At 57.9% G+C, this 17,911-nt stretch carries 18 protein-coding genes; 9 read left to right on the forward strand and 9 right to left on the reverse strand.

The window, feature by feature from the left end:
- Window positions 1-58: 58 nt before the first annotated feature.
- Window positions 59-1,369, reverse strand: coding sequence for a M28 family metallopeptidase (locus NKF25_RS17625; RefSeq protein WP_253227971.1), 1,311 nt, complete (start codon window positions 1,367-1,369; stop codon window positions 59-61).
- A 211-nt stretch (window positions 1,370-1,580) separates the two neighbouring features.
- On the opposite strand from NKF25_RS17625, the gene pdhA reads away from it, so the two are divergent.
- Both pdhA and NKF25_RS17635 read left to right on the forward strand, forming a co-directional pair.
- Complete coding sequence (gene pdhA / locus NKF25_RS17630; RefSeq protein ID WP_253227972.1) at window positions 1,581-2,642, forward strand: pyruvate dehydrogenase (acetyl-transferring) E1 component subunit alpha; 1,062 nt, start codon at window positions 1,581-1,583, stop codon at window positions 2,640-2,642.
- Window positions 2,643-2,718: 76 nt separating this feature from the next.
- A complete protein-coding gene (locus tag NKF25_RS17635) occupies window positions 2,719-2,949 on the forward strand; it encodes a hypothetical protein (protein ID WP_066142688.1) in 231 nt (76 codons plus the stop codon).
- Here NKF25_RS17635 and NKF25_RS17640 read toward each other — a convergent pair whose 3' ends face one another.
- Window positions 2,950-3,207 carry an MTH865 family protein gene (locus tag NKF25_RS17640; RefSeq protein ID WP_253227973.1) on the reverse strand — a complete coding sequence of 86 codons (258 nt, stop codon included), beginning with the start codon at window positions 3,205-3,207 and terminating at the stop codon, window positions 2,950-2,952. It abuts the gene before it with no gap.
- Between the two features lie 112 nt (window positions 3,208-3,319).
- Here NKF25_RS17640 and NKF25_RS17645 point away from each other — a divergent pair, with 112 nt between their 5' ends.
- Complete coding sequence (locus NKF25_RS17645) at window positions 3,320-4,369, forward strand: M42 family metallopeptidase (protein WP_253227974.1); 1,050 nt, start codon at window positions 3,320-3,322, stop codon at window positions 4,367-4,369.
- 30 nt (window positions 4,370-4,399) lie between these two features.
- On the opposite strand, the gene NKF25_RS17650 is transcribed toward NKF25_RS17645, so the two are convergent.
- Complete coding sequence (locus NKF25_RS17650; RefSeq protein WP_253227975.1) at window positions 4,400-4,957, reverse strand: FAD-dependent oxidoreductase; 558 nt, start codon at window positions 4,955-4,957, stop codon at window positions 4,400-4,402.
- Between the two features lie 34 nt (window positions 4,958-4,991).
- The gene (locus NKF25_RS17655; RefSeq protein ID WP_253227976.1) at window positions 4,992-5,471 is read right to left on the reverse strand and encodes an SRPBCC family protein; all 480 of its coding nucleotides are present in this window, start codon (window positions 5,469-5,471) and stop codon (window positions 4,992-4,994) included.
- Window positions 5,472-5,576: 105 nt separating this feature from the next.
- Between NKF25_RS17655 and NKF25_RS17660 the strand changes: the two genes are divergently transcribed.
- Entirely contained in the window at window positions 5,577-6,182 is a 606-nt protein-coding gene (locus NKF25_RS17660; protein ID WP_253227977.1) for an arsinothricin resistance N-acetyltransferase ArsN1 family B, read from the forward strand.
- Between the two features lie 15 nt (window positions 6,183-6,197).
- On the opposite strand, the gene lrpA1 is transcribed toward NKF25_RS17660, so the two are convergent.
- From lrpA1 to NKF25_RS17675, 3 genes are all read right to left on the reverse strand, one after another.
- Window positions 6,198-6,626, reverse strand: coding sequence for an HTH-type transcriptional regulator LrpA1 (gene lrpA1, locus NKF25_RS17665; protein WP_066142702.1), 429 nt, complete (start codon window positions 6,624-6,626; stop codon window positions 6,198-6,200).
- Between the two features lie 104 nt (window positions 6,627-6,730).
- Window positions 6,731-7,666, reverse strand: coding sequence for a thiamine pyrophosphate-dependent enzyme (locus tag NKF25_RS17670; RefSeq protein WP_253227978.1), 936 nt, complete (start codon window positions 7,664-7,666; stop codon window positions 6,731-6,733).
- Between the two features lie 2 nt (window positions 7,667-7,668).
- Window positions 7,669-9,558 carry a 2-oxoacid:acceptor oxidoreductase subunit alpha gene (locus NKF25_RS17675; RefSeq protein ID WP_253227979.1) on the reverse strand — a complete coding sequence of 630 codons (1,890 nt, stop codon included), beginning with the start codon at window positions 9,556-9,558 and terminating at the stop codon, window positions 7,669-7,671.
- 298 nt (window positions 9,559-9,856) lie between these two features.
- Between NKF25_RS17675 and NKF25_RS17680 the strand changes: the two genes are divergently transcribed.
- Together NKF25_RS17680 and NKF25_RS17685 are read left to right on the forward strand one after the other, a co-directional pair.
- Window positions 9,857-13,234, forward strand: a complete 3,378-nt coding sequence (locus NKF25_RS17680; protein WP_253227980.1) for a PKD domain-containing protein — start codon at window positions 9,857-9,859, stop codon at window positions 13,232-13,234.
- Between the two features lie 625 nt (window positions 13,235-13,859).
- Window positions 13,860-14,216 (forward strand): hypothetical protein, encoded by a 357-nt coding sequence (locus NKF25_RS17685; protein ID WP_253227981.1) that lies wholly within the window; start codon window positions 13,860-13,862, stop codon window positions 14,214-14,216.
- Between the two features lie 18 nt (window positions 14,217-14,234).
- On the opposite strand, the gene NKF25_RS17690 is transcribed toward NKF25_RS17685, so the two are convergent.
- The gene (locus NKF25_RS17690) at window positions 14,235-14,459 is read right to left on the reverse strand and encodes a hypothetical protein (protein WP_253227982.1); all 225 of its coding nucleotides are present in this window, start codon (window positions 14,457-14,459) and stop codon (window positions 14,235-14,237) included.
- A gap of 3 nt (window positions 14,460-14,462) precedes the next feature.
- A complete protein-coding gene (locus NKF25_RS17695) occupies window positions 14,463-15,503 on the reverse strand; it encodes an Mrp/NBP35 family ATP-binding protein (RefSeq protein ID WP_253227983.1) in 1,041 nt (346 codons plus the stop codon).
- A gap of 189 nt (window positions 15,504-15,692) precedes the next feature.
- On the opposite strand from NKF25_RS17695, the gene moaA reads away from it, so the two are divergent.
- The 3 genes from moaA (at window position 15,693) to NKF25_RS17710 (ending at window position 17,837) form a co-directional block, all read left to right on the forward strand.
- Entirely contained in the window at window positions 15,693-16,667 is a 975-nt protein-coding gene (gene moaA / locus NKF25_RS17700; protein WP_253227984.1) for a GTP 3',8-cyclase MoaA, read from the forward strand.
- Between the two features lie 85 nt (window positions 16,668-16,752).
- The gene (locus tag NKF25_RS17705) at window positions 16,753-17,541 is read left to right on the forward strand and encodes a succinylglutamate desuccinylase/aspartoacylase family protein (protein ID WP_253227985.1); all 789 of its coding nucleotides are present in this window, start codon (window positions 16,753-16,755) and stop codon (window positions 17,539-17,541) included.
- Window positions 17,538-17,837: a hypothetical protein gene (locus NKF25_RS17710; RefSeq protein WP_253227986.1), complete on the forward strand. Its 300-nt coding sequence runs from the start codon at window positions 17,538-17,540 to the stop codon at window positions 17,835-17,837. The genes NKF25_RS17705 and NKF25_RS17710 overlap by 4 nt, the downstream gene beginning before the upstream one ends.
- Window positions 17,838-17,911: the final 74 nt, after the last annotated feature.

The following is a 17,911-nucleotide window of genomic DNA, read 5'->3' on the forward strand; positions in this document are numbered from 1 at the left end:
ACCGCGCTCGTCCCCCGAGAAAGGGGCAAAAACGAACGACGGGTCAGTCGTCGTACGATCAGTCGTCGTACGGCCAGTCGCCGATGATCTTCATCCCTGCGGCCTGATCTTCGGCTTCGAGTGCGTCGGCGATTTCCTCGGGGTCCTTGTGCTCGACTTCGTAGTCGTCGCTGGCGAGGTGTACCGCGAGGTCCGTGAGCAGGATGGCTTGCTCGCGGAGGTCGCGGACTTCGAGTTTGTCCAGCGTGTCCGCGAAGGTGTGACCCCAGCCACGGCCCTCGTCGCCCGTTTCGCTGCCGACGTGATAGCCCGGCACGCCCCACTGGACGAACGGCCAGTGGTCGCTGTGCGGTCCCTGGTGGGGAATCGTGCTGATGGGGTGACCGTACTCGTCCGCGACTTCGTGGGCGGCGTCGTCCAGCGCGTCGAACCCGTGGGTGGTGAACGTGAGCGTCCGACCGCGACCGACGCCGTCGTTGTTCAGGATGGCTTTGATGCCGTCGAAATCAGTTTGGCTCGCCATGTGGGCCGACCCGTCGAGACCGACTTCCTCGGCACCGAAGGCGACGAAGTGGACCTTCGTGTCGAGTTCGTCCTCGCGCTCGGCGAGCGCGCGGGCTATCTCGACGACCATCGCGGTTCCCGCGCCGTTGTCCATCGCTCCCTCCGCGATGTCGTGAGCGTCGATGTGGCTGGTGACGAGCACTTCCTGTTCGGTGTCCGGGCCCAACTCGGCGTGGACGTTCTGGCTGGTCGCGTCGTAAATCTCGGCATCGACATCGACCGTCACCTCGTCACCGTCCCAACGCCGAGCGAGTCGCGTCCCGACCTCTTTCGAGACACCGACGGCGGGGATGTCTCCGATGGGGTCTTCCTCGGTGCCGACGCTGCCGGTCGGCGGGAGACAGCCCTCGACGTGATTTCGGAAGACGAAGGCGGCCGCCCCGCCGTCGACGGCGTAGTAGTACTTCTCCCGGCGGTGGATGAACCGGTCGAAATAACTCGGTACGTTCGAGGCGACCATGACGACCTTCCCCTCGATGTCGTGTTTCTCGAAGTCGGACGGGAGCCCGTATCCCAGATCGATCAGTTCACCGCTCGCGGATCCGGCGGGACTGCGCGGGAGGGCGATGCTCTCCTGTGTCGTGTCGCCCGCCGTAATCGAACTCGTCCCCCGTGTCCACCCCTGCACGTCGAACTCGGCCAACCGGGCGTTCCGTGCGCCGACGTCGGTGAGCGTATCGCGAGTCACTTCGGCGGCTTCCCGTTCGCCGTCGCTGCCGGTCATGCGGTCTCCGATATCGACTATCGTTTCGAGAAAATTCCATCCTGCATCGCTAGTGAACGTCCGTCCGATCCACTGTGACATACGCTTCCACATATCGTAGTGGTAGCCTAAATGTTTCGAAACGTAATATCCCAACGAATCGTTAGTTATCCGCGTAGAACCGGCAATATTTTCGGTGATTTATAATCATGGTACTTAAGGCGGCTGAATATCTTCTTTGATATTCCTTCTATGGCGATGTTTTATAACGAATGATGCCGATTGACCGATAGACAGTCGGTGATTCTACGATATGGCTTCACAAGTTCCGGATATGGCGCGCGTGGTTGGACTCGACGGCAACGTCGATGGGGACGTGAATCTCTCCTCGACGGATGTGGAGAAGATGTACCGATTACAGGTACTCGCCCGGACGTTCGACCAGAAAGCCGTCTCGCTCCACCGGCAGGGGCGGATCGGAACCTACGCGCCCTTGCAGGGACAGGAAGCGGCCCAAGTCGGTGCGGCATACGCGCTGTCACCGGACGATTACTGCTTCCCGACCTACCGCGACCACGGCATCTACATCACCCGTGGCCACGCGATGCGGGACATCCTCCTGCACCTTTCGGGGGCGGGGAACTACGTGGACCGCGAGGATGCCGAGGGACTGCGGACGTTCCCGCCGACGATTCCCATCGCCACCCAACTGCCCCACGCCGTCGGCGTCGGTATGGGCGCGAGCTACAAGCACGACGACTGTGCCATCCTGGCGAGTTTCGGGGACGGAGCGACGAGCGAAGGTGACTTCCACGAGGCGCTGAACTTCGCAGGTGTGTTCGAGACGCCCACCGTCTTCTTCTGCCAGAACAACCAGTGGGCGATTTCGGTGCCGCGCGAACGCCAGACCGCGAGCGCGACCATCGCCCAGAAGGCAGGGGCCTACGGCTTCGACGGCGTTCGCGTGGACGGCAACGACGTGCTCGCGGTCTATCGAACCGTCTCCGACGCGCTCGAACGCGCGAAGGAGGGCGAACCGATACTCGTCGAGGCCGTCACGTATCGACAGGGTGCCCACACGACGACGGACGATCCGACGAAGTACCGCGACGAGGCCGAGGTCGACGAGTGGGCAGAGAAGGACCCGCTCGTTCGTACCCGCGAGTATCTCGAAACCGAACACGGTTGGACGGACGAGGACGAGGAGTCGCTTCGGGCGGAGGCGAAGGCACAGGTCGCGGAGGCCGTCGAAGCGGCCGAATCACACGACGGCTACGACGTGGACGCCATCTTCGACCACGTCTACGCGAGCGAACACCCACGGCATCCGCGTCAGCGTGACGCCGTTCCCGAGAATCCCGACGTGGACCGATAACCTCCTTGCCGATTTTCGATCTCACTCGCCAGCAGCGTTATGTGTCGTGCTGTGGTAGCCGAGACGGGGATTTCCGATGGAACGTCACGAACGCGGACCGGGAGAGTACGGTGCCGAGACTGAGAAACTGGCCGATATCGCCGAGATGAAAATCACCGAGCCGACGCTGACGTGGCTCGAAGTTTCACATCCACAACAACCGATTCCGCTCGGGCAAAACGACCGGGTCATCGACAGCCGGTTCAACGAGCAACAGGACGTCTGGGAAGTGTTACTGATCGCACTTCCCGATGAAAACGAGGAGTAGTTACAGCATATCCTTCTGTTTCATCCCCTCGATGAGGTCATCGACGAGTTCGTCGACAGTATCGTAGGGGAAATCCTGCGTGTCGTTCATCTTCGTCGCCAGTTCCATCGCGGTCAGACTGGTATCACCCGCTTCGAAACGCGTACCGGGTCCGTTCGGGAGCGCCGGAACGAGTTCCATCGGGTTGCTGACCGGGTAATCCGCGCCTTCGAATGCGTCGTGAAACTGCTGTCGGAATTCCGCTTCTTTGTCGGCCATGTCACTCCTTGTGTGGGTAATCGGCAAAAACGTTCCGGAACCACAATACACAAGTTGTGAGTTTATTCACCGCTTCAGGGAGGTTTATACTCCGATACGCGAAAGATTCGATATGGAATTCGATTTTGATTTCGACTTGTTATGCGAACTGACGGAGACGAACGGGGCAGCGGGATACGAGGACCGGATTCGCGAAATCGTTCGACGGGAGATGGAACCCGAAGTGGACGAACTTCACACCGATGCGATGGGGAACGTCATCGGAACCATCGAGGGGACGGGGGACTACGAAGTCGCCGTCGCGGCACACATGGACGAAATCGGGTTCATGGTTCGCTACGTGGACGACGACGGGTTCGTCTCCCTGGACGCGCTCGGCGGGTGGGACCCCCGTGTTCTGCGGGCACAGCGCGTCACCGTCCACACGGATGACGAGGACCTGACGGGCGTTATCGGGTCGGTACCGCCGCATCTCCTGGACGGCGACGAAGGCGAGGAGGACGTCGAGGATATCTACGTCGACCTCGGCCTCCCGGCCGACGAGGCGGACGAACGCGTCTCCGTGGGCGACATCGTCACGATGGAACAAACGACGACGAAAGTCGGTAACAACGTCTCCGGAAAGGCACTGGACGACCGCATCTGTCTGTTCTCCATGCTGGAGGCGGCGAAACGCATCGAGAACCCGGACGCGACCATCCACTTCTGTGCGACCGTTCAGGAGGAGGTCGGCCTTCGTGGTGCGACCGCGCTCGGTGTCGACGTCGACCCCGACCTCGCGGTTGCCCTCGACGTGACCGTCGCGAACGACTTCCCGGCGGTAAGTAAGAAGCGGGATTACGTGACTCGTCTCGGGGACGGCACCGCGATAAAGCTCAAGGACGGCAGCGTCGTCACGACGCCGAAAGTCCACAAGCGAATGCGCTCGGTGGCGGAAGCGGAGGACATCCCGTACCAACTCGAAGTACTCCCCTCGGGCGGGACGGACACCGCCGGGTTCCAGAACACCTACGGCGCGAAGCCCGTCGGCGCGATCTCGATTCCGACCCGATATCTCCACACCGTCACCGAGAGCGCCAACGGCGACGACGTGTCGGCGACCATCGACCTGCTCACGGCCTTCCTCGAAACCGAGGACGGCGAGCACGACTACTCGTTGTAGTCTCCCAACTACCGGCCGCCCCGAACGCCGTCACTCCGCGTCGTCCGGCGTATCGAAGTCGTGGAACGCACGACCCTTTTCGATGCTCAAGATGTCCAATCCTGCGGCCGCACCGCCGCCGACCGATATCGCCGCCTGAATTTTGTCCGAACGGGCGGTCCACCCGGCGGCATAGGTGTTTTCGACCGTCGTTGCGCTATCCGAATCGGTTTTCACCGTACCGTTGTCGTTCAACTCACAGCCGAGCGCCTCGGCCATGTCACGCGATTGTCCGGTCGTGAAGACGACGTAGGTCGCATCGTACTCGCCGTTCTCCGTTGTCACGGTGAACCCGTCGTCCGACTCCTCGACGTTCGTTACCTCCTCGCCCTGCTTTCGTTCGGCACCCTGTTCGTCCACCTGTTCCCGAGCGACCTCCAGAAACTCGTCCCCATCGATGCTCTTGATTCCGAGGTAGTTGAACAGGTGCGCCGCGTGCATCGCGGTGCCGTCCGTGTCGAACACGACCGTATCGAGTCCGTTCTTCGCGGTGAACAGCGCCGCGCTCAGTCCGGCAGGACCGCCGCCGATGACAGCTACGTCTGACATGAGATGTCACGTACCACGCTGACGTGCATAAACTTCATCGCTCCAGCAAGTGCTTCGTCTTCGCGTGCCGATACAGGAACATGGGTTCGAAGCCGACCTTTGCGAGCGGGCTTCCCGCCTCGCCGAGCGCTGGAAACCGATACTCCACCTTGTCACGGACGAGCGTCTGCTGCAGGTCACCCGCATAGAACTGGTGTGTGTGTTCCCACTCGGGGAACGGTCCGTCCGACATCTCGTCCCGAAACATCGCCGCGTAATTCTCCTCCTCGCGCTCGACGATGGTCGAAGTCCAGCGCTGACGCGGACCGACGCCGAAGGGACGAAGCGACATGCGGATTTGGGTTCCCGCCTCCAGGACGTCCGGGTTTGCCTCGCCGTCCGGACCACGAACCCTCTCCACTCGAAGGTTCATCCACTCCGGCGTGAGCGCCTCCAAACCGTCCGTGGTCGAGTAAAACCGCCATACGTCCTCGAACGGCGCATCGACCCACACTTCCCGCTGATAGATAGCCATTGCCGATAGTTCCTGCTCTCCGGTAAAAATGCTTGTGCGTAACCAGTAAGAGGGCGTTATCGCCGTCACAGGGATCTTTTTAATCGTGAGCGACGGCAACTGAGCATGGTCGATATTCGACTCGTCGAACCGGCCGACGCCGAGGCGATCACCGACATTTACGCACCCATCGTTCGGGAAACGGTCATCTCCTTCGAACGGACGCCACCCGACGAAGCGGAGATCGAAAATCGGATCGAAGCCACCCTTCCGACGTACCCGTGGTTGGTCTGTGTCCTCGACGACGAACTCCTCGGATACGCCTACGCGAGTCCCCATCGGTCTCGGGAGTCCTACCAGTGGTCGGTGGACGTTTCGGTGTACGTTCGTTCCGATCACCATCGGTCGGGTATCGGACGGGGACTCTACGAATCGCTGTTCGCACTCCTCCGGGAACAGGGATATTACAACGCCTACGCCGGAATCGCGCTCCCGAATCCGGGCAGCGTCGGCCTGCACGAGTCGCTGGGATTCGAGCAAATCGGGACGTATCGGGACGTCGGCTACAAGGACGGTGCGTGGCGGAGCGTCGGCTGGTGGCACTTACGAATCTCCGAGAAAACCGACGGAGACGAGGCTGAACCGACACCGCCGCGCTCGCTGTCCGCACTCGACGGGAGCGTCAGGGACGATGCAGTAGGACTCGGCCGCGGATCGATACGGCTCTCGTGAGATGCACTCGGATTACTACTTGAGACGTTCTTGAAGAAACGACGGATGGGCCGCGGTGACGCCGTCGATGGTGAGGATGTCGTCACTGATGACGGTGCCGACCGCGCCACCGTTCGGTGCGCGAACTTCGGCCATCAGCATGTGATCACCGCTACACGTGTAGAGGGTGTCGATATCGTCCAGATTCTGGAGCGCCCGCGTCGCTTCGACGTACCGTTCGCTTTCGACATCGATGCCGACGAGCGCGATACTCTGACTGGACAGCTTCTTCGGGTCGATTTCGGCGGAATAGCCGACGATAACGCCTTCCTCTTCGAGCTTTTCGATGTACTTTCGAACCGTTGGCTTCGAAACGCCAGCGCGATTCGCGATTTCCGAGTACGACGCCTGTGCATCGTCCTCTAAGACGTGGAGGATACGGTCTTCGGTCGATTCCGTACTCATGATACCAGGATGTTTCCCGCACAGGAAAAAATACCTTGCGAAGTGAAAAACACATTGACGGCCACGAAAAGGTTGTTCGAACCGACGAGAACGGCGAAACGAGATTACTTGTGGCGGTCGAGCAGGTCGTAGCTCCGTTCCCACTCGTAATCGTCGTCGAAGTACCGCTCTGCGAGCGGCGATTCCGGCATGTCGCCGGTCGACTGTTTCTCCTGCTGGTAGGAGGGTCGCTCGTCGTTCACGTAGAAGCGCCCGGTGAGGACTTTGCCCTCGTAGAGGGCGTCCTCGGTGTCGTGCGCCATCTGCATCGCTTCACGACGGTCGTGGACGTCGAAGTCGTAATCGTCGCTGTCCTGCACGTCGATGTACGGGACGTACTGCTTTGCGTCCTTGTTCCACGTCGGGCACTGCGTGAGGAAGTCCACGTGTGCGAACCCGTCGTGTTCCATCGCCTCGGTGAGGATTTCCTTCGCCTGGTTCGGGTTGACCGCCGCCGTTCGGGCGACGTACGTCGCACCCGAGGTGATCGAGAGCGAGAGCGGTCGAATCGGACTCTTCGCGCTCCCTTTCGGCTGGGTCTTCGACTTGTGTCCCTTCGGCGACGTGGGCGAGGTCTGCCCCTTCGTCAGTCCGAAGATCTCGTTGTCGAAGACGATGTAGGTCATGTCGTGGTTCTCACGAGCCGTGTGCATGAAGTGGTTCCCACCGATTCCGTACCCGTCGCCGTCACCGCCAGCGGCGACGACTTCGAGGTCGGGGTTGGCGAGTTTGGCCGCGCGTGCGACCGGTAGGGACCGCCCGTGGATGGAGTGGAAGCCGTAGCTCTGGAAGTAGCTCGACAGCTTCCCGGAACAGCCGATACCGGTGACGAGGAGCGTCTCGTCCGGCGTGCGGCCGACCTCGGGCATCGCCTGTTTCAGCGCCTTGAGGACGCCGAAGTCACCACAGCCCGGGCACCACGTCGCCTGTGGTTCAAGGCTGGGCGTGAACTCGTTCACGTCGATGTCTCGTTCTTCGTCGATTGCGTTGAATACACTCATTTTCAGTCACCCGTTGCGGATTCGATGCGCGTGTTGTGCGCTGGGTTGGCGTCGCCGTCGATTTGTGCTTCGAAGCCGTCAACGACTTCCGAAGGCTCGAACGGGTTGCCATCGTATTTCAGCAGGCTGAACAGCTTGTCGCCGTGCTTGCCGGTCGCCGCCTGGATGTGTCGGCGGAACTGTGCCGTGGCGTTCATCTCGACGACGAGCACCTCGTCGACGTCTTCGAGGAAGGCATTGACCTCCTTCTTCGGGAACGGCACCATGTCGCTGACGTTCATCGTCTTGACCGAGTGACCGTCCTCGTTCAGCATCTCGACACCCTCTTCGACGGCACCCTTCATGCTACCGAAGCTGAGGATGGCGTAGTCGGCGTCCTCGTCGCCGTAGACGGTCTGGTGGGACTCGTCCATGTCGTTGAGTTCCTCGCGGATGGCCGCGAGTTTCTCCATACGACGGTCCATCTGCGTGACGCGGTTGTCCGGGTCCTCACTGATGTGACCTGCCTCGTTGTGCTCGTTACCGGAGGCGAGGAAGTTGCCGCCCTTCTGTCCCGGCAGGGACCGCGGGCTGACGCCGTTCTCGCCGTCGTAGCGGTAGCGCTTGAACCGACCGGCGAGGCGTTCTCCCTGTTCTATCTCCTCTTCCGTGACGACTTCCCCGATGTCCGGGTTCGGGTCACGGTCGAACGTGGATTCCGGAACGGTCTCGTGACCGCCGGAGAGCTTCTGGTCGTAGAGGATGATGCTCGGAAGCTGGTAGTTGTACGCGAGTTCGAACGCCTTTCGCGTCTGGATGTACGATTCGCGTGCGTCACCCGGCGCGAACACGACGCGGTTCGAGTCACCCTGACTCGTGTACAGGACGTGTTCGAGGTCGCCCTGTTCGGGTTTCGTCGGCATTCCGGTCGAGGGACCGGCACGCATCGATTCGACCAACACGAGGGGTGTCTCGTTGATTTCGGCGAGACCCAGCGGTTCGGACATCAGTGCGAACCCACCGCCGGACGACCCGCTCATCGCCTTTGCGCCCGCGTGGCTCGCACCGATCGCGAGCGCGGCGGCGGCGATCTCGTCCTCGACCTGCTCGGAAATTCCGCCGAGGTCGGGGAGATGTTGGGTCATGATGGTGAACACGTCCGTCCACGGCGTCATCGGGTATCCGGAGATGAACCGGCATCCCTCGTCGATGGCACCGTAGGCGATACCGTGGCTGCCCGAGATGAGCACCTTGTCGTCGTCGTAGTCGCTTTCGGGGAGCGTGACGCCGACGTCCGTGTCGTAGTTCTCGTTGAGGTCCTCGTAGGCCGCACGGAGGACTTCGAGGTTCGGTTCGAGGATTTTCTCCGGCATGGCCTCGGCCATCAGGTCTTCGATGATGTCGAGCTCCATCCCGATGATGGCGCAGGTCGCGCCGACGCCGGCCGTGTTCCGCATGATCTCACGGCCGTACTCCTTGGCGAGTCCGCGGAGGTCCAGATCGAAGACGTGCCAGTTGTTCTCCTCGACACGTGCATCGAAGTCCGGAATATCATCGGTGTCGAGCAAGCCGGAGTCGTAAATGATGACTCCACCCTCGCGGAGTTCGTCCAAGTTCTCCGTCAGGGGCTTGATTTCCTCGTTACCGTAGTATGCTTCTTCCTGTGGGTTCCGCGCGAAGCTGTCTCCGAGCGCGAGGAGGAAGTTGTAGTTGTCCCCGCGCGATTTGACTTCGTGGTCCGCCGCGCGAATCTCCACGTAGGTGTGGCCGCCGCGAATGCGCGACGGATAGTGTCGATGCGTGAATACGTGTAACCCTGCTCGCATGAGGGCTTTTGCGAAGTTCTGACTCGTCGAGTCGATCCCGTCACCGGAACCGCCTGCGATTCGCCAGATGAGTTCGTCATCCGTCATAATTGAAACTCCATGGCCTCCCGGGCCTGGTGGATAAGAATTGTATCGCATGCTGGTAAAGCCTTTGCCATAGATTGGCAAGGAACTATTGTGATAGATGGCGCCTACCGGCTGATTTCACCGTTTCTCCTAAAATAAACTTCCCATTTAGTAATGGTTATTTAAATAGCAATAAATGAACGCGAAGGCGATCTCCGTCTCGTTGCAAAGCCACCAGATCTGTTAATGGTTTAATATATGATGGAGTATAAATCAAATAACTTTTTAAAGTAAAAGGACACAAAACCGGCCGAATAACATGCATCGAGTCGTTTCGAGTGTCCTGGTAGTACTCCTCCTCACAACGGTGATTTTCCCAACGATAGCGGCGGCAAACGAACCACCACTCGCCGACGCTGGACTCGACCAGCACGTCGCGCGCGGAAGCACGGTCCTCCTCGATGCCTCCGGATCACACGACCCGGACGGCCGCATCGAGCGATACGAATGGTCGATACGAACCCCGGACGGACGAACAATCACGCCGAACTGTCGAACGTGTCCGCAGACCCGGTTTCACCCGAACGAAGTCGGACGATACGCGGTTTCCCTGACGGTTACCGACGAGGACGGGACGAGCAGTCACGACACGTTGTACGTAACCGTCACCCCGGGAGACGGCCCATCTGTCGACGTGTCCGGTCCACAAAACCCACACGTCGGCGAACAGTCGGTGTACTCCGTAACCGTCGATGCCGGTGCGGCACCCCTCGACCACGTGGTGTGGTCGCTCGACGGAAAAACGGCCGCCACGGACTCCCTTTCCGGCGGGAACGATGCTGAAACCCTCACACGAACGTTTTCGAACACAGGAACGCGGACCGTCACGGCGACGGCGTACGATACGGACGGTCAGACCGACACTGACACGCTGCGTATCTCCGTCCAAGCGAATCGTTCCCCACCATCAGTACCACGGGATACACTCGCGGATCGGTTCTCACCCACTATTTCCGGGGACGAATTGATCACCGGTACTACACCGCTCCGAGGAACCTACAGCATCCAATCCACGGTTACATCGTCGCAGGTACGCTCGATCACGTGGTTCGGTGACAGTGCGCGACTCGGTACCGGTCGGACACTGACGACGAAGTGGAAACCCGGAGACCATTCGTTGTATGCTCTTGTCACCTATTCGGATGGTTCCCGTACCATCGCACGCTTTTCGGATGGAACGACGACTGTCACAGCCGATCCAAAACCGACCGTCAAGTTACCCTCTTTCGATAGCTTCGGTTCCGTCTCTGGCCGTGCGTATGCGACTGACGCGTATGCGAACTTGAAGTCAGTTCACGTCAAACTCGGCGGCAAGGAAATCGGACGCACGAAAATGGACGCCACCACACCCGGTGGGATGCAGCGCCATCGAACAGTGTCGTTCGACTCGAAGGATTTCAAGCCCGGTAAGAAGTATACGCTCACCGTCTCCGCAGTTGACACACGCGGGCAGACAACGACGCTCACGCGGACGATAACCCCCTCGAAAATGCCGGAGATCGTTCAATCCGGATTCATCAACAACGACGTGGATTCGTATAATACGCGAATCGATCCGAAACGATATACTGCACATCACGTGACGAAGATCAAATTGAACGGAGTGGATCCTAGTAGCGTACAAATAGCAGACTCAAATGTGAATCCAGATATCCATGATCTATCTAAGAGCAGAAGCACAGACGAAGGGGTATTGGTTGTTAAGGAAGATATTGCAGGCAATCATCCTGGCAAATACAATATTAACTCCAGATATTTTGTTTTGAATGGTAAAAGGGAGCAGATGAGTGAAAAGCTGTATAGCAAATCTACGCTTCACGTAACTCCCTCTCCTCCAGAAATCCGGTTGGACGTCACCAATGATGGCACAAGCGGATACAGACCATATAACTGGGGTATTGTTGTAGACGCGAGCGGTTCGTTTGACCCAGATCATACAAAATTGAGATATGTCTGGATGAAAGGTGCTCAACCAATCACTGCAGACAATAAAACAGCAAAATTTTCATCAATCAGATTTGCGGAATTGAAGATTAAGGATCGATATGGCCTAACGGCGAAAAAGAGGTTCAATTACCTCAATGATTATGTGCCAAATGTTCAATCGGTTAAGGAAGTCTCAAACGGTCCTTACAAACCGAACGATACCGTCAGACTTCGAGTGACAACAAATGGATTCCAATTCAGTAAGAACAGATATCAATATAATTACCATTTGGGCATCGATGTTAAGGGCGCATCTGGTTCCGTTGCAGAATGGAAAAAACAAGATGTAATGGACAAAAACAAATCTGTCAACGAGAAGAGTGGGGAGGTTCGAATGTATACCGGAATCGTGGAAATCCCTGCCTCGGAGTTGTTCCAGACGAACGGGAAAGCGAAAATCCGAGTATACAACGAAAACAAGCCAGAGACGTACAAAGAGGTGGATATCCCCGACGTCACAGTGTACAGAAACTACGGGAAACGATGGACGAACCCCAAAATCAAGGATACGAGCTACTTGGTGAATCAACCAATTTACGACTGGAAGACAACTAAATCACCGACGAAACGTGACCAGTATCTCTCGAACGGCTATTCGGTGGACGAGAAAACGCGGGACGGATTCGAGTATGCGATTCAAAAGCGGACGAAGGTTGCGGATGCGAAATACAAAGACGTCGATCGAAGCTTCTCGACCAAGCTACAACAGTCCGCATTTCTCCAGGTACACCCGGACTGGTGGTCCAACGGTCGGACGGCGAAAAAACGGACGTACACGACGACGGAACACGAGTGGCGTGACTCGAAATCCGGAAAAGGGACGTTCACGGGTGACACCCGGCGGGTGCAGACGTCCCCGGCACAATATCGGATGCTGAACCAGTACGCACACAGACACGACGTGCAGAAAACAGGGACGAAAACGGTGAGAAAGCGGAAAACTGTCACCGTGACCAAAACGGGGACAAAATACGTCATGCAGTGTAGCCGGTATGGTATCTGCATGGAGGTGCCGAAGCAGTACACCTACACGGATACGGTCACCAGAACCTACACGACGACCGAGTACTACACGTATACCGTCACCGAGACGGATTATTATTGGTCGTACCAGAAGTTCCACTACGACGATTGGGCGACTGGGAAGCAGAAACGACGGAAGGTCGAGGATGCGCAATACGAGACGCAGTACTATTACAAATACAAGGAGCAGCACACGGATGTCGACTACACCTACGACGTCCAAACGAGAAAGAAAGTTCGGGATGCGCAGTACGAGTGGCAAGATAAACTGACGACGACGAAATTGGACCTTGCAATGTCGTACTCCCAACTAGATGGCTGGCAAGTTGGAAAGGCACAGCCAAACGTACGGTGGGACCTGAAGAAACAGACTGGATCGAAAACGACGACTTCAGATGTTCATCTAGAGGGCGATACCGTCCTCAAGACGTACGTTACTGCGAAAGTCGATGTCGTTCAGCAGTACGTCACACAGAACGGCAAGATCAAGAATGAGTCAGTCGGTAGCAAGATCGTCCACGAGTCGTATCACAAGTTTGTAACAAAATATAAGATTAGGAAACTACTCAACTCACGACACAAAAAAGAGGGTGATACAGGCGACAAAGGATTGCACTACACGAAGTAACACATTAATTTTATATATTATAAAACATCAACTCGGAGGTATGAGACGGAAAAAACGTCTGATTTGTATTATAGTTTTAGTTTTGGCAGCGACTGTTGTTTCGAGTGGGAGCGCTAGCTCAACTCCTTCCTCCAATTGTCCTGTTTCTACAGAGGGAAATAATCGAGTTATTCACTCATCACGGGGTGCATGTATCAAAATAAATCGTTCTAAGAACCATCTTCACATGGACATATATAATCCCACATCAGAATACCTGATCGACTCTGGTTATATCGTTCTCGTGGATGATACTCGATTTCAAAGGGAATTCTTTGATCTCAAACCTGGAGAGCATGTCGAACGAAATATGGAATTCACAAAGGCGTTAGACGTTATTAAGGACAACCACTCAATAACCATTTCAACATATGGTAACCTAACAAATTACAACATTACCGAGAAAATAAATGCCTCTGCTACAACTAAAATTCCAACTCCTTATATCGCGAACGTCACGGTGGCTGATGGAACCATCGACGGAAAGCCATCATCTGTCGCGTACGTCACCATAGTCAACCCATCCATGCGTCGATATTCAACGAAATTGTTCGTTCACACGCTCGGTACGGACGGTAGTTTCTATGTGCCATCCCCACAACCGCACAACTCCACTCGGATCAAAGTCGAACTCCTCGACAAAGAAGATACGAAAATAGCGGGGGAGGCACGCCTCTACACGGGCAACCTGACGAAGAAGAGCGGCGGGATAGATCAAGTCGGATTCGCCGGGAAAGCTGGCGAGGAAACCGAGCAGTGGAACGAATCGTTCCAACCCGTTCGCCCGACGTGGATGAGCAACCACTACCATTACACGAACGACACGTACTCCCAGGGTCCCGCCGAGAAACTCAGTGGAAATCAAGAAGTGGGAGGTATCCCGATCATCTACTTCACCCCGGCCCTGTTCATCGGATTACTGTTCGTCTGGCGGTGGCGCTGAGTGCCGAATGAGTCCCGCCTACTTTCCCTTGCCACCGGCGTCTTTCGTCCGGATGATCGTCCGCATGTTGAGGAAGATGTCGCGCGGCGTCGTCTCCTCGTTCGGGTCGAACAGGTCGCTCACGCGGTAGAGCATCGCGGCGACCAACCTGCTCTCGCTCGACTCGCCGCGGATGTCGTCGGCGATGTCGCGGAGCGTTTTCATTCGCTCTTCGTCCGGTTCGAATTCTGTTTCGCCTGCCATCGCTTATTCCTGCTGCTGTCGGCGGCGGTTGATGATGCCGACGTTGTTGGCGACGTTCTCGGTGAGGGTTCGGAAGGAGTCACCGGTTTCGGTCTCGTCGTCGAGGACGATGGGGGTTCCTTCGTCGCCGCCGCTGCGGACGGAGGGGTCGAGCGGAATCGACCCGAGGAAGGGCATGTCGTGTTCTTCGGCGAACGCGGCACCGCCGCCGTGGCCGAAGATGTCGTGTTCGCTGCCGCAGTCCGGACATTTGAACGTGCTCATGTTCTCGGCGATGCCGAGGACGGCCGTGTCGTGCTTGCCGAACATCTGGAGTCCTTTGTTCGCGTCGTCGAGTGCGACTTGCTGGGGTGTCGTGACGATGACAGCACCGGTGACGGGGACGCTCTGGAGAAGGGTGAGCTGTGTGTCCCCTGTTCCGGGCGGCAGGTCGACGACCATGTAGTCGAGTTCTCCCCATTCGACGTCCTCCCAGAGTTGTGTGAGCACTTTGTGGACCATCGGGCCGCGCCAAATGACGGGGTCGTCCTTGCCGGTGAGGAAGGCCATGCTCATCAGTTTCACGCCGAACTTCACCGGCGGAACGAGTTTCTGTTCCTCGGTCGCTCGTGGTCGCTCGGTGGCATCGACCATTCGAGGGACGTTCGGGCCGTACACGTCGGCGTCGAAGAGGCCGACGCGTGCGCCGAGTTTCGCCAGTCCTGCGGCGAGGTTAACTGCGACGGTGCTCTTGCCGACGCCACCCTTTCCGGAAGCGACTGCGATGATGTTTTTGACGCCGGGAAGGACCTGCTCCTCGGGGGAGAGTTCGGTATCGACACGAGCGGAGAGTTCGGCCTCTAGCCCCTCATCGGCGAGCGCCTCGCGGACGCGATTTGCGATTTCGGATTCATGGGGGGCGTAGGGTGCGCCGAGTGCGAGCGAGATCTGTGCGATACCGTCCTCGACGGTGATATCGTTGACGAGGCCGAGGGAGACGATATCCTCGCCGAGGTCCGGGTCCTGAACCGTTCGGAGAATCTCTCGAACGTCTGTTTCATCCATGTGATGATGATAGGGTACGATATGTCGATAAGGCTTGTGAACCCGATGGTGTCCTCGTGGATGATGACAGTGAACCGAACGCTTCGTGGCTGATTTTCGCTAGCCCTTCAGTAGCTGGTAACCACATTCAGTTACGTTTCGGATACACCCGCCCACGACTTTAAGAATACTCGGACCAAAAAGTGAGTGATGCTCGAAGATTCGTTCGGGCGTGAAGTCACGGGGGTACGTGTTTCACTGACCGACCGGTGTAATTTCGATTGCGTTTACTGTCACAACGAAGGCCTGGGTGACACGCGTGGCCCGATGGAACCGGGCGACGACGAGATGAGTACCGACGACGTGATTCGATTTCTGGAAGTCGCCCGCGAGTTCGGCGTCGGGAAAGTGAAGTTCACCGGTGGCGAGCCGATGCTCCGGGAGGATTTAGAGGAGATCATTCGACGGACTCCAGACGAGATGGAAACCTCGCTCACGACGAACGGGACGTTTCTCCCGGGACGGGCGGAGGCACTCCGTGAGGCGGGCTTATCCCGGGTGAACGTGTCACAGGATGCCCTCGACCCGAAAGCGTTCGCCGAGGTGACCAACAGCGGCGCGTACGACAAAGTGCTCGAAGGTGTCGAAGCGGCACTCGACGCGGGACTCGAACCGGTAAAACTCAATATGGTCGTATTCGAGGCGACGGCGGGCTACGTTCCCAAGATGGTCGAGCACGTCGCGGAAAACGATGGGCTGCAGTTGCAGCTCATCGAGTACATGCCCGAGTTGACGGGCAATCCCGAATGGGCAATCGATATCCAGCGAGTGCACGATTGGCTCGAAGAGCAGGCTGACGAGGTCGAAATCCGTGAGATGCACGGTCGAAGACGGTACTGGGTCGGGGAGGGGATGGTGGAAATCGTGGACCCTGTCGAGAATCCAAGCTTCTGTGCAAACTGTCATCGCGTGCGCGTCACGCACGAAGGATTCCTTAAAGGGTGTCTGAACCGTAACGACGACCTCCGACCGATGGGAGAGATGACGAAACCGGAGATTCGAACGGCGTTCCGTGAGACCGTCGCAAATCGGGTTCCCTACTACGGTGAGTACATGATCCAGAACGACGACGGTGAGTGGGAGATAAACGACCGCTACATCGACGACCAGTACATCGACGCCTGATCCTGTTTTATTTATCGCTTCTTTTTCTTCTTCGCGCACGCGAGGGGCGACAAGGTTGATGATAGTTGCCTGCGGCGCTTCTCGTATGCGACGCCGGACACTACTCGCGAGGACGGGTACGCTTCTCGCTGGAAGTACGCTGCTGTCGGTAGCCGCTAGTGGGGGTGGGCAGGCAACGCTCGACCCGACGTATCGTCTTCTCCCGGGAACGAAGTACGAGACGGGCGTGTTCGTGCGGGAAGGAGTACGCGATGGCCCGACGGTGTTGGTCGTTGGGGGGATCCACGGCGACGAACGGTGTGGGTATCGGGCCGCGAGCGAGATCGCCCGCTGGAAAATCGAACGTGGAAAACTGGTCGTCCTTCCGAAGGCGAACCGAGTGGCGATTCGAAAGAACCGGCGCGAAGGTGCACACGGGGACTTGAACCGACAGTTCCCGAGCGGTGAAGAGCCGAAGACGAAGTTGGCGCGAGCCATTTGGGGAGTGGTCGAACGACACGACCCGGAGATGGTGCTCGACCTACACCGTTCGCTCGGCATTTACGGCTATCACGAGTCGTCGGTGGGACAGGTGATCTGGCCGACCGATTCGGATCCGGCACCCGAATATGCAAAACGGACGGCGGAGCAGTTGAACGGGAGCGTCGTCCCGTGGTACATGCCGTTTCACGAGTATCGTCGGGGTGGCGAACTTGACGGATCGAGGCCGATGCTCGTGCACAAAGTCGCGGGTGACCTCGGCAGACCGGGGTACATCGTCGAGACGACGAAGTTTCTGCTCGACACGGATACGAGAGCGCGATGGGAGAACGCAGCAGCGACCGACTTGCTCTCCCGTCACGGAATCAAGCGGCGAGGAGGGCGATCAACATGAAGCAGAGCCGAAATCCGGCCGTTCGACGAATACTCGCCGGGCGGGCGGTTTGGGGATGGTATCTCCTGTTAGTCGTCCCGCTGGTTCTCGGTGCGGTTGATGCCAGACTGATGACACCGCTCGCGTTGCCGGGTTACTTCGCGTTGACGTTGGGGAGTGCGTACGGAAGTCACCTGTTTCCGACGCTCGAACTGTGGGTGTTCTGGATACCGTTTTTCATCGGCGCGTATCTAGTCTCGGTGCCCCTTGCGGCGGTTTACCGTACTGTTCGAAAGTCATTCGTTGCGTTTAAATAGTAACCCCCGATAGAATAGAGTGCAGACATCTGTAGGGACGTGCGTCCCGAGTCCGGAAGGGCGAACATACACAA

The sequence above is a fragment of the Haladaptatus sp. AB643 genome (genome assembly GCF_024136975.1).
GTDB lineage: Archaea > Halobacteriota > Halobacteria > Halobacteriales > Haladaptataceae > Haladaptatus.

Bases quoted from the DNA above. Each gene is read 5' to 3' on its own strand.
- NKF25_RS17625 (WP_253227971.1), bottom strand. From the start codon at position 1,369: ATGTCACAGTGGATCGGACGGACGTTCACTAGCGATGCAGGATGGAAT.
- pdhA (WP_253227972.1), top strand. From the start codon at position 1,581: ATGGCTTCACAAGTTCCGGATATGGCGCGCGTGGTTGGACTCGACGGC.
- NKF25_RS17635 (WP_066142688.1), top strand. From the start codon at position 2,719: ATGGAACGTCACGAACGCGGACCGGGAGAGTACGGTGCCGAGACTGAG.
- NKF25_RS17640 (WP_253227973.1), bottom strand. From the start codon at position 3,207: ATGGCCGACAAAGAAGCGGAATTCCGACAGCAGTTTCACGACGCATTC.
- NKF25_RS17645 (WP_253227974.1), top strand. From the start codon at position 3,320: ATGGAATTCGATTTTGATTTCGACTTGTTATGCGAACTGACGGAGACG.
- NKF25_RS17650 (WP_253227975.1), bottom strand. From the start codon at position 4,957: ATGTCAGACGTAGCTGTCATCGGCGGCGGTCCTGCCGGACTGAGCGCG.
- NKF25_RS17655 (WP_253227976.1), bottom strand. From the start codon at position 5,471: ATGGCTATCTATCAGCGGGAAGTGTGGGTCGATGCGCCGTTCGAGGAC.
- NKF25_RS17660 (WP_253227977.1), top strand. From the start codon at position 5,577: ATGGTCGATATTCGACTCGTCGAACCGGCCGACGCCGAGGCGATCACC.
- lrpA1 (WP_066142702.1), bottom strand. From the start codon at position 6,626: ATGAGTACGGAATCGACCGAAGACCGTATCCTCCACGTCTTAGAGGAC.
- NKF25_RS17670 (WP_253227978.1), bottom strand. From the start codon at position 7,666: ATGAGTGTATTCAACGCAATCGACGAAGAACGAGACATCGACGTGAAC.
- NKF25_RS17675 (WP_253227979.1), bottom strand. From the start codon at position 9,558: ATGACGGATGACGAACTCATCTGGCGAATCGCAGGCGGTTCCGGTGAC.
- NKF25_RS17680 (WP_253227980.1), top strand. From the start codon at position 9,857: ATGCATCGAGTCGTTTCGAGTGTCCTGGTAGTACTCCTCCTCACAACG.
- NKF25_RS17690 (WP_253227982.1), bottom strand. From the start codon at position 14,459: ATGGCAGGCGAAACAGAATTCGAACCGGACGAAGAGCGAATGAAAACG.
- NKF25_RS17695 (WP_253227983.1), bottom strand. From the start codon at position 15,503: ATGGATGAAACAGACGTTCGAGAGATTCTCCGAACGGTTCAGGACCCG.
- moaA (WP_253227984.1), top strand. From the start codon at position 15,693: ATGCTCGAAGATTCGTTCGGGCGTGAAGTCACGGGGGTACGTGTTTCA.
- NKF25_RS17705 (WP_253227985.1), top strand. From the start codon at position 16,753: ATGCGACGCCGGACACTACTCGCGAGGACGGGTACGCTTCTCGCTGGA.
- NKF25_RS17710 (WP_253227986.1), top strand. From the start codon at position 17,538: ATGAAGCAGAGCCGAAATCCGGCCGTTCGACGAATACTCGCCGGGCGG.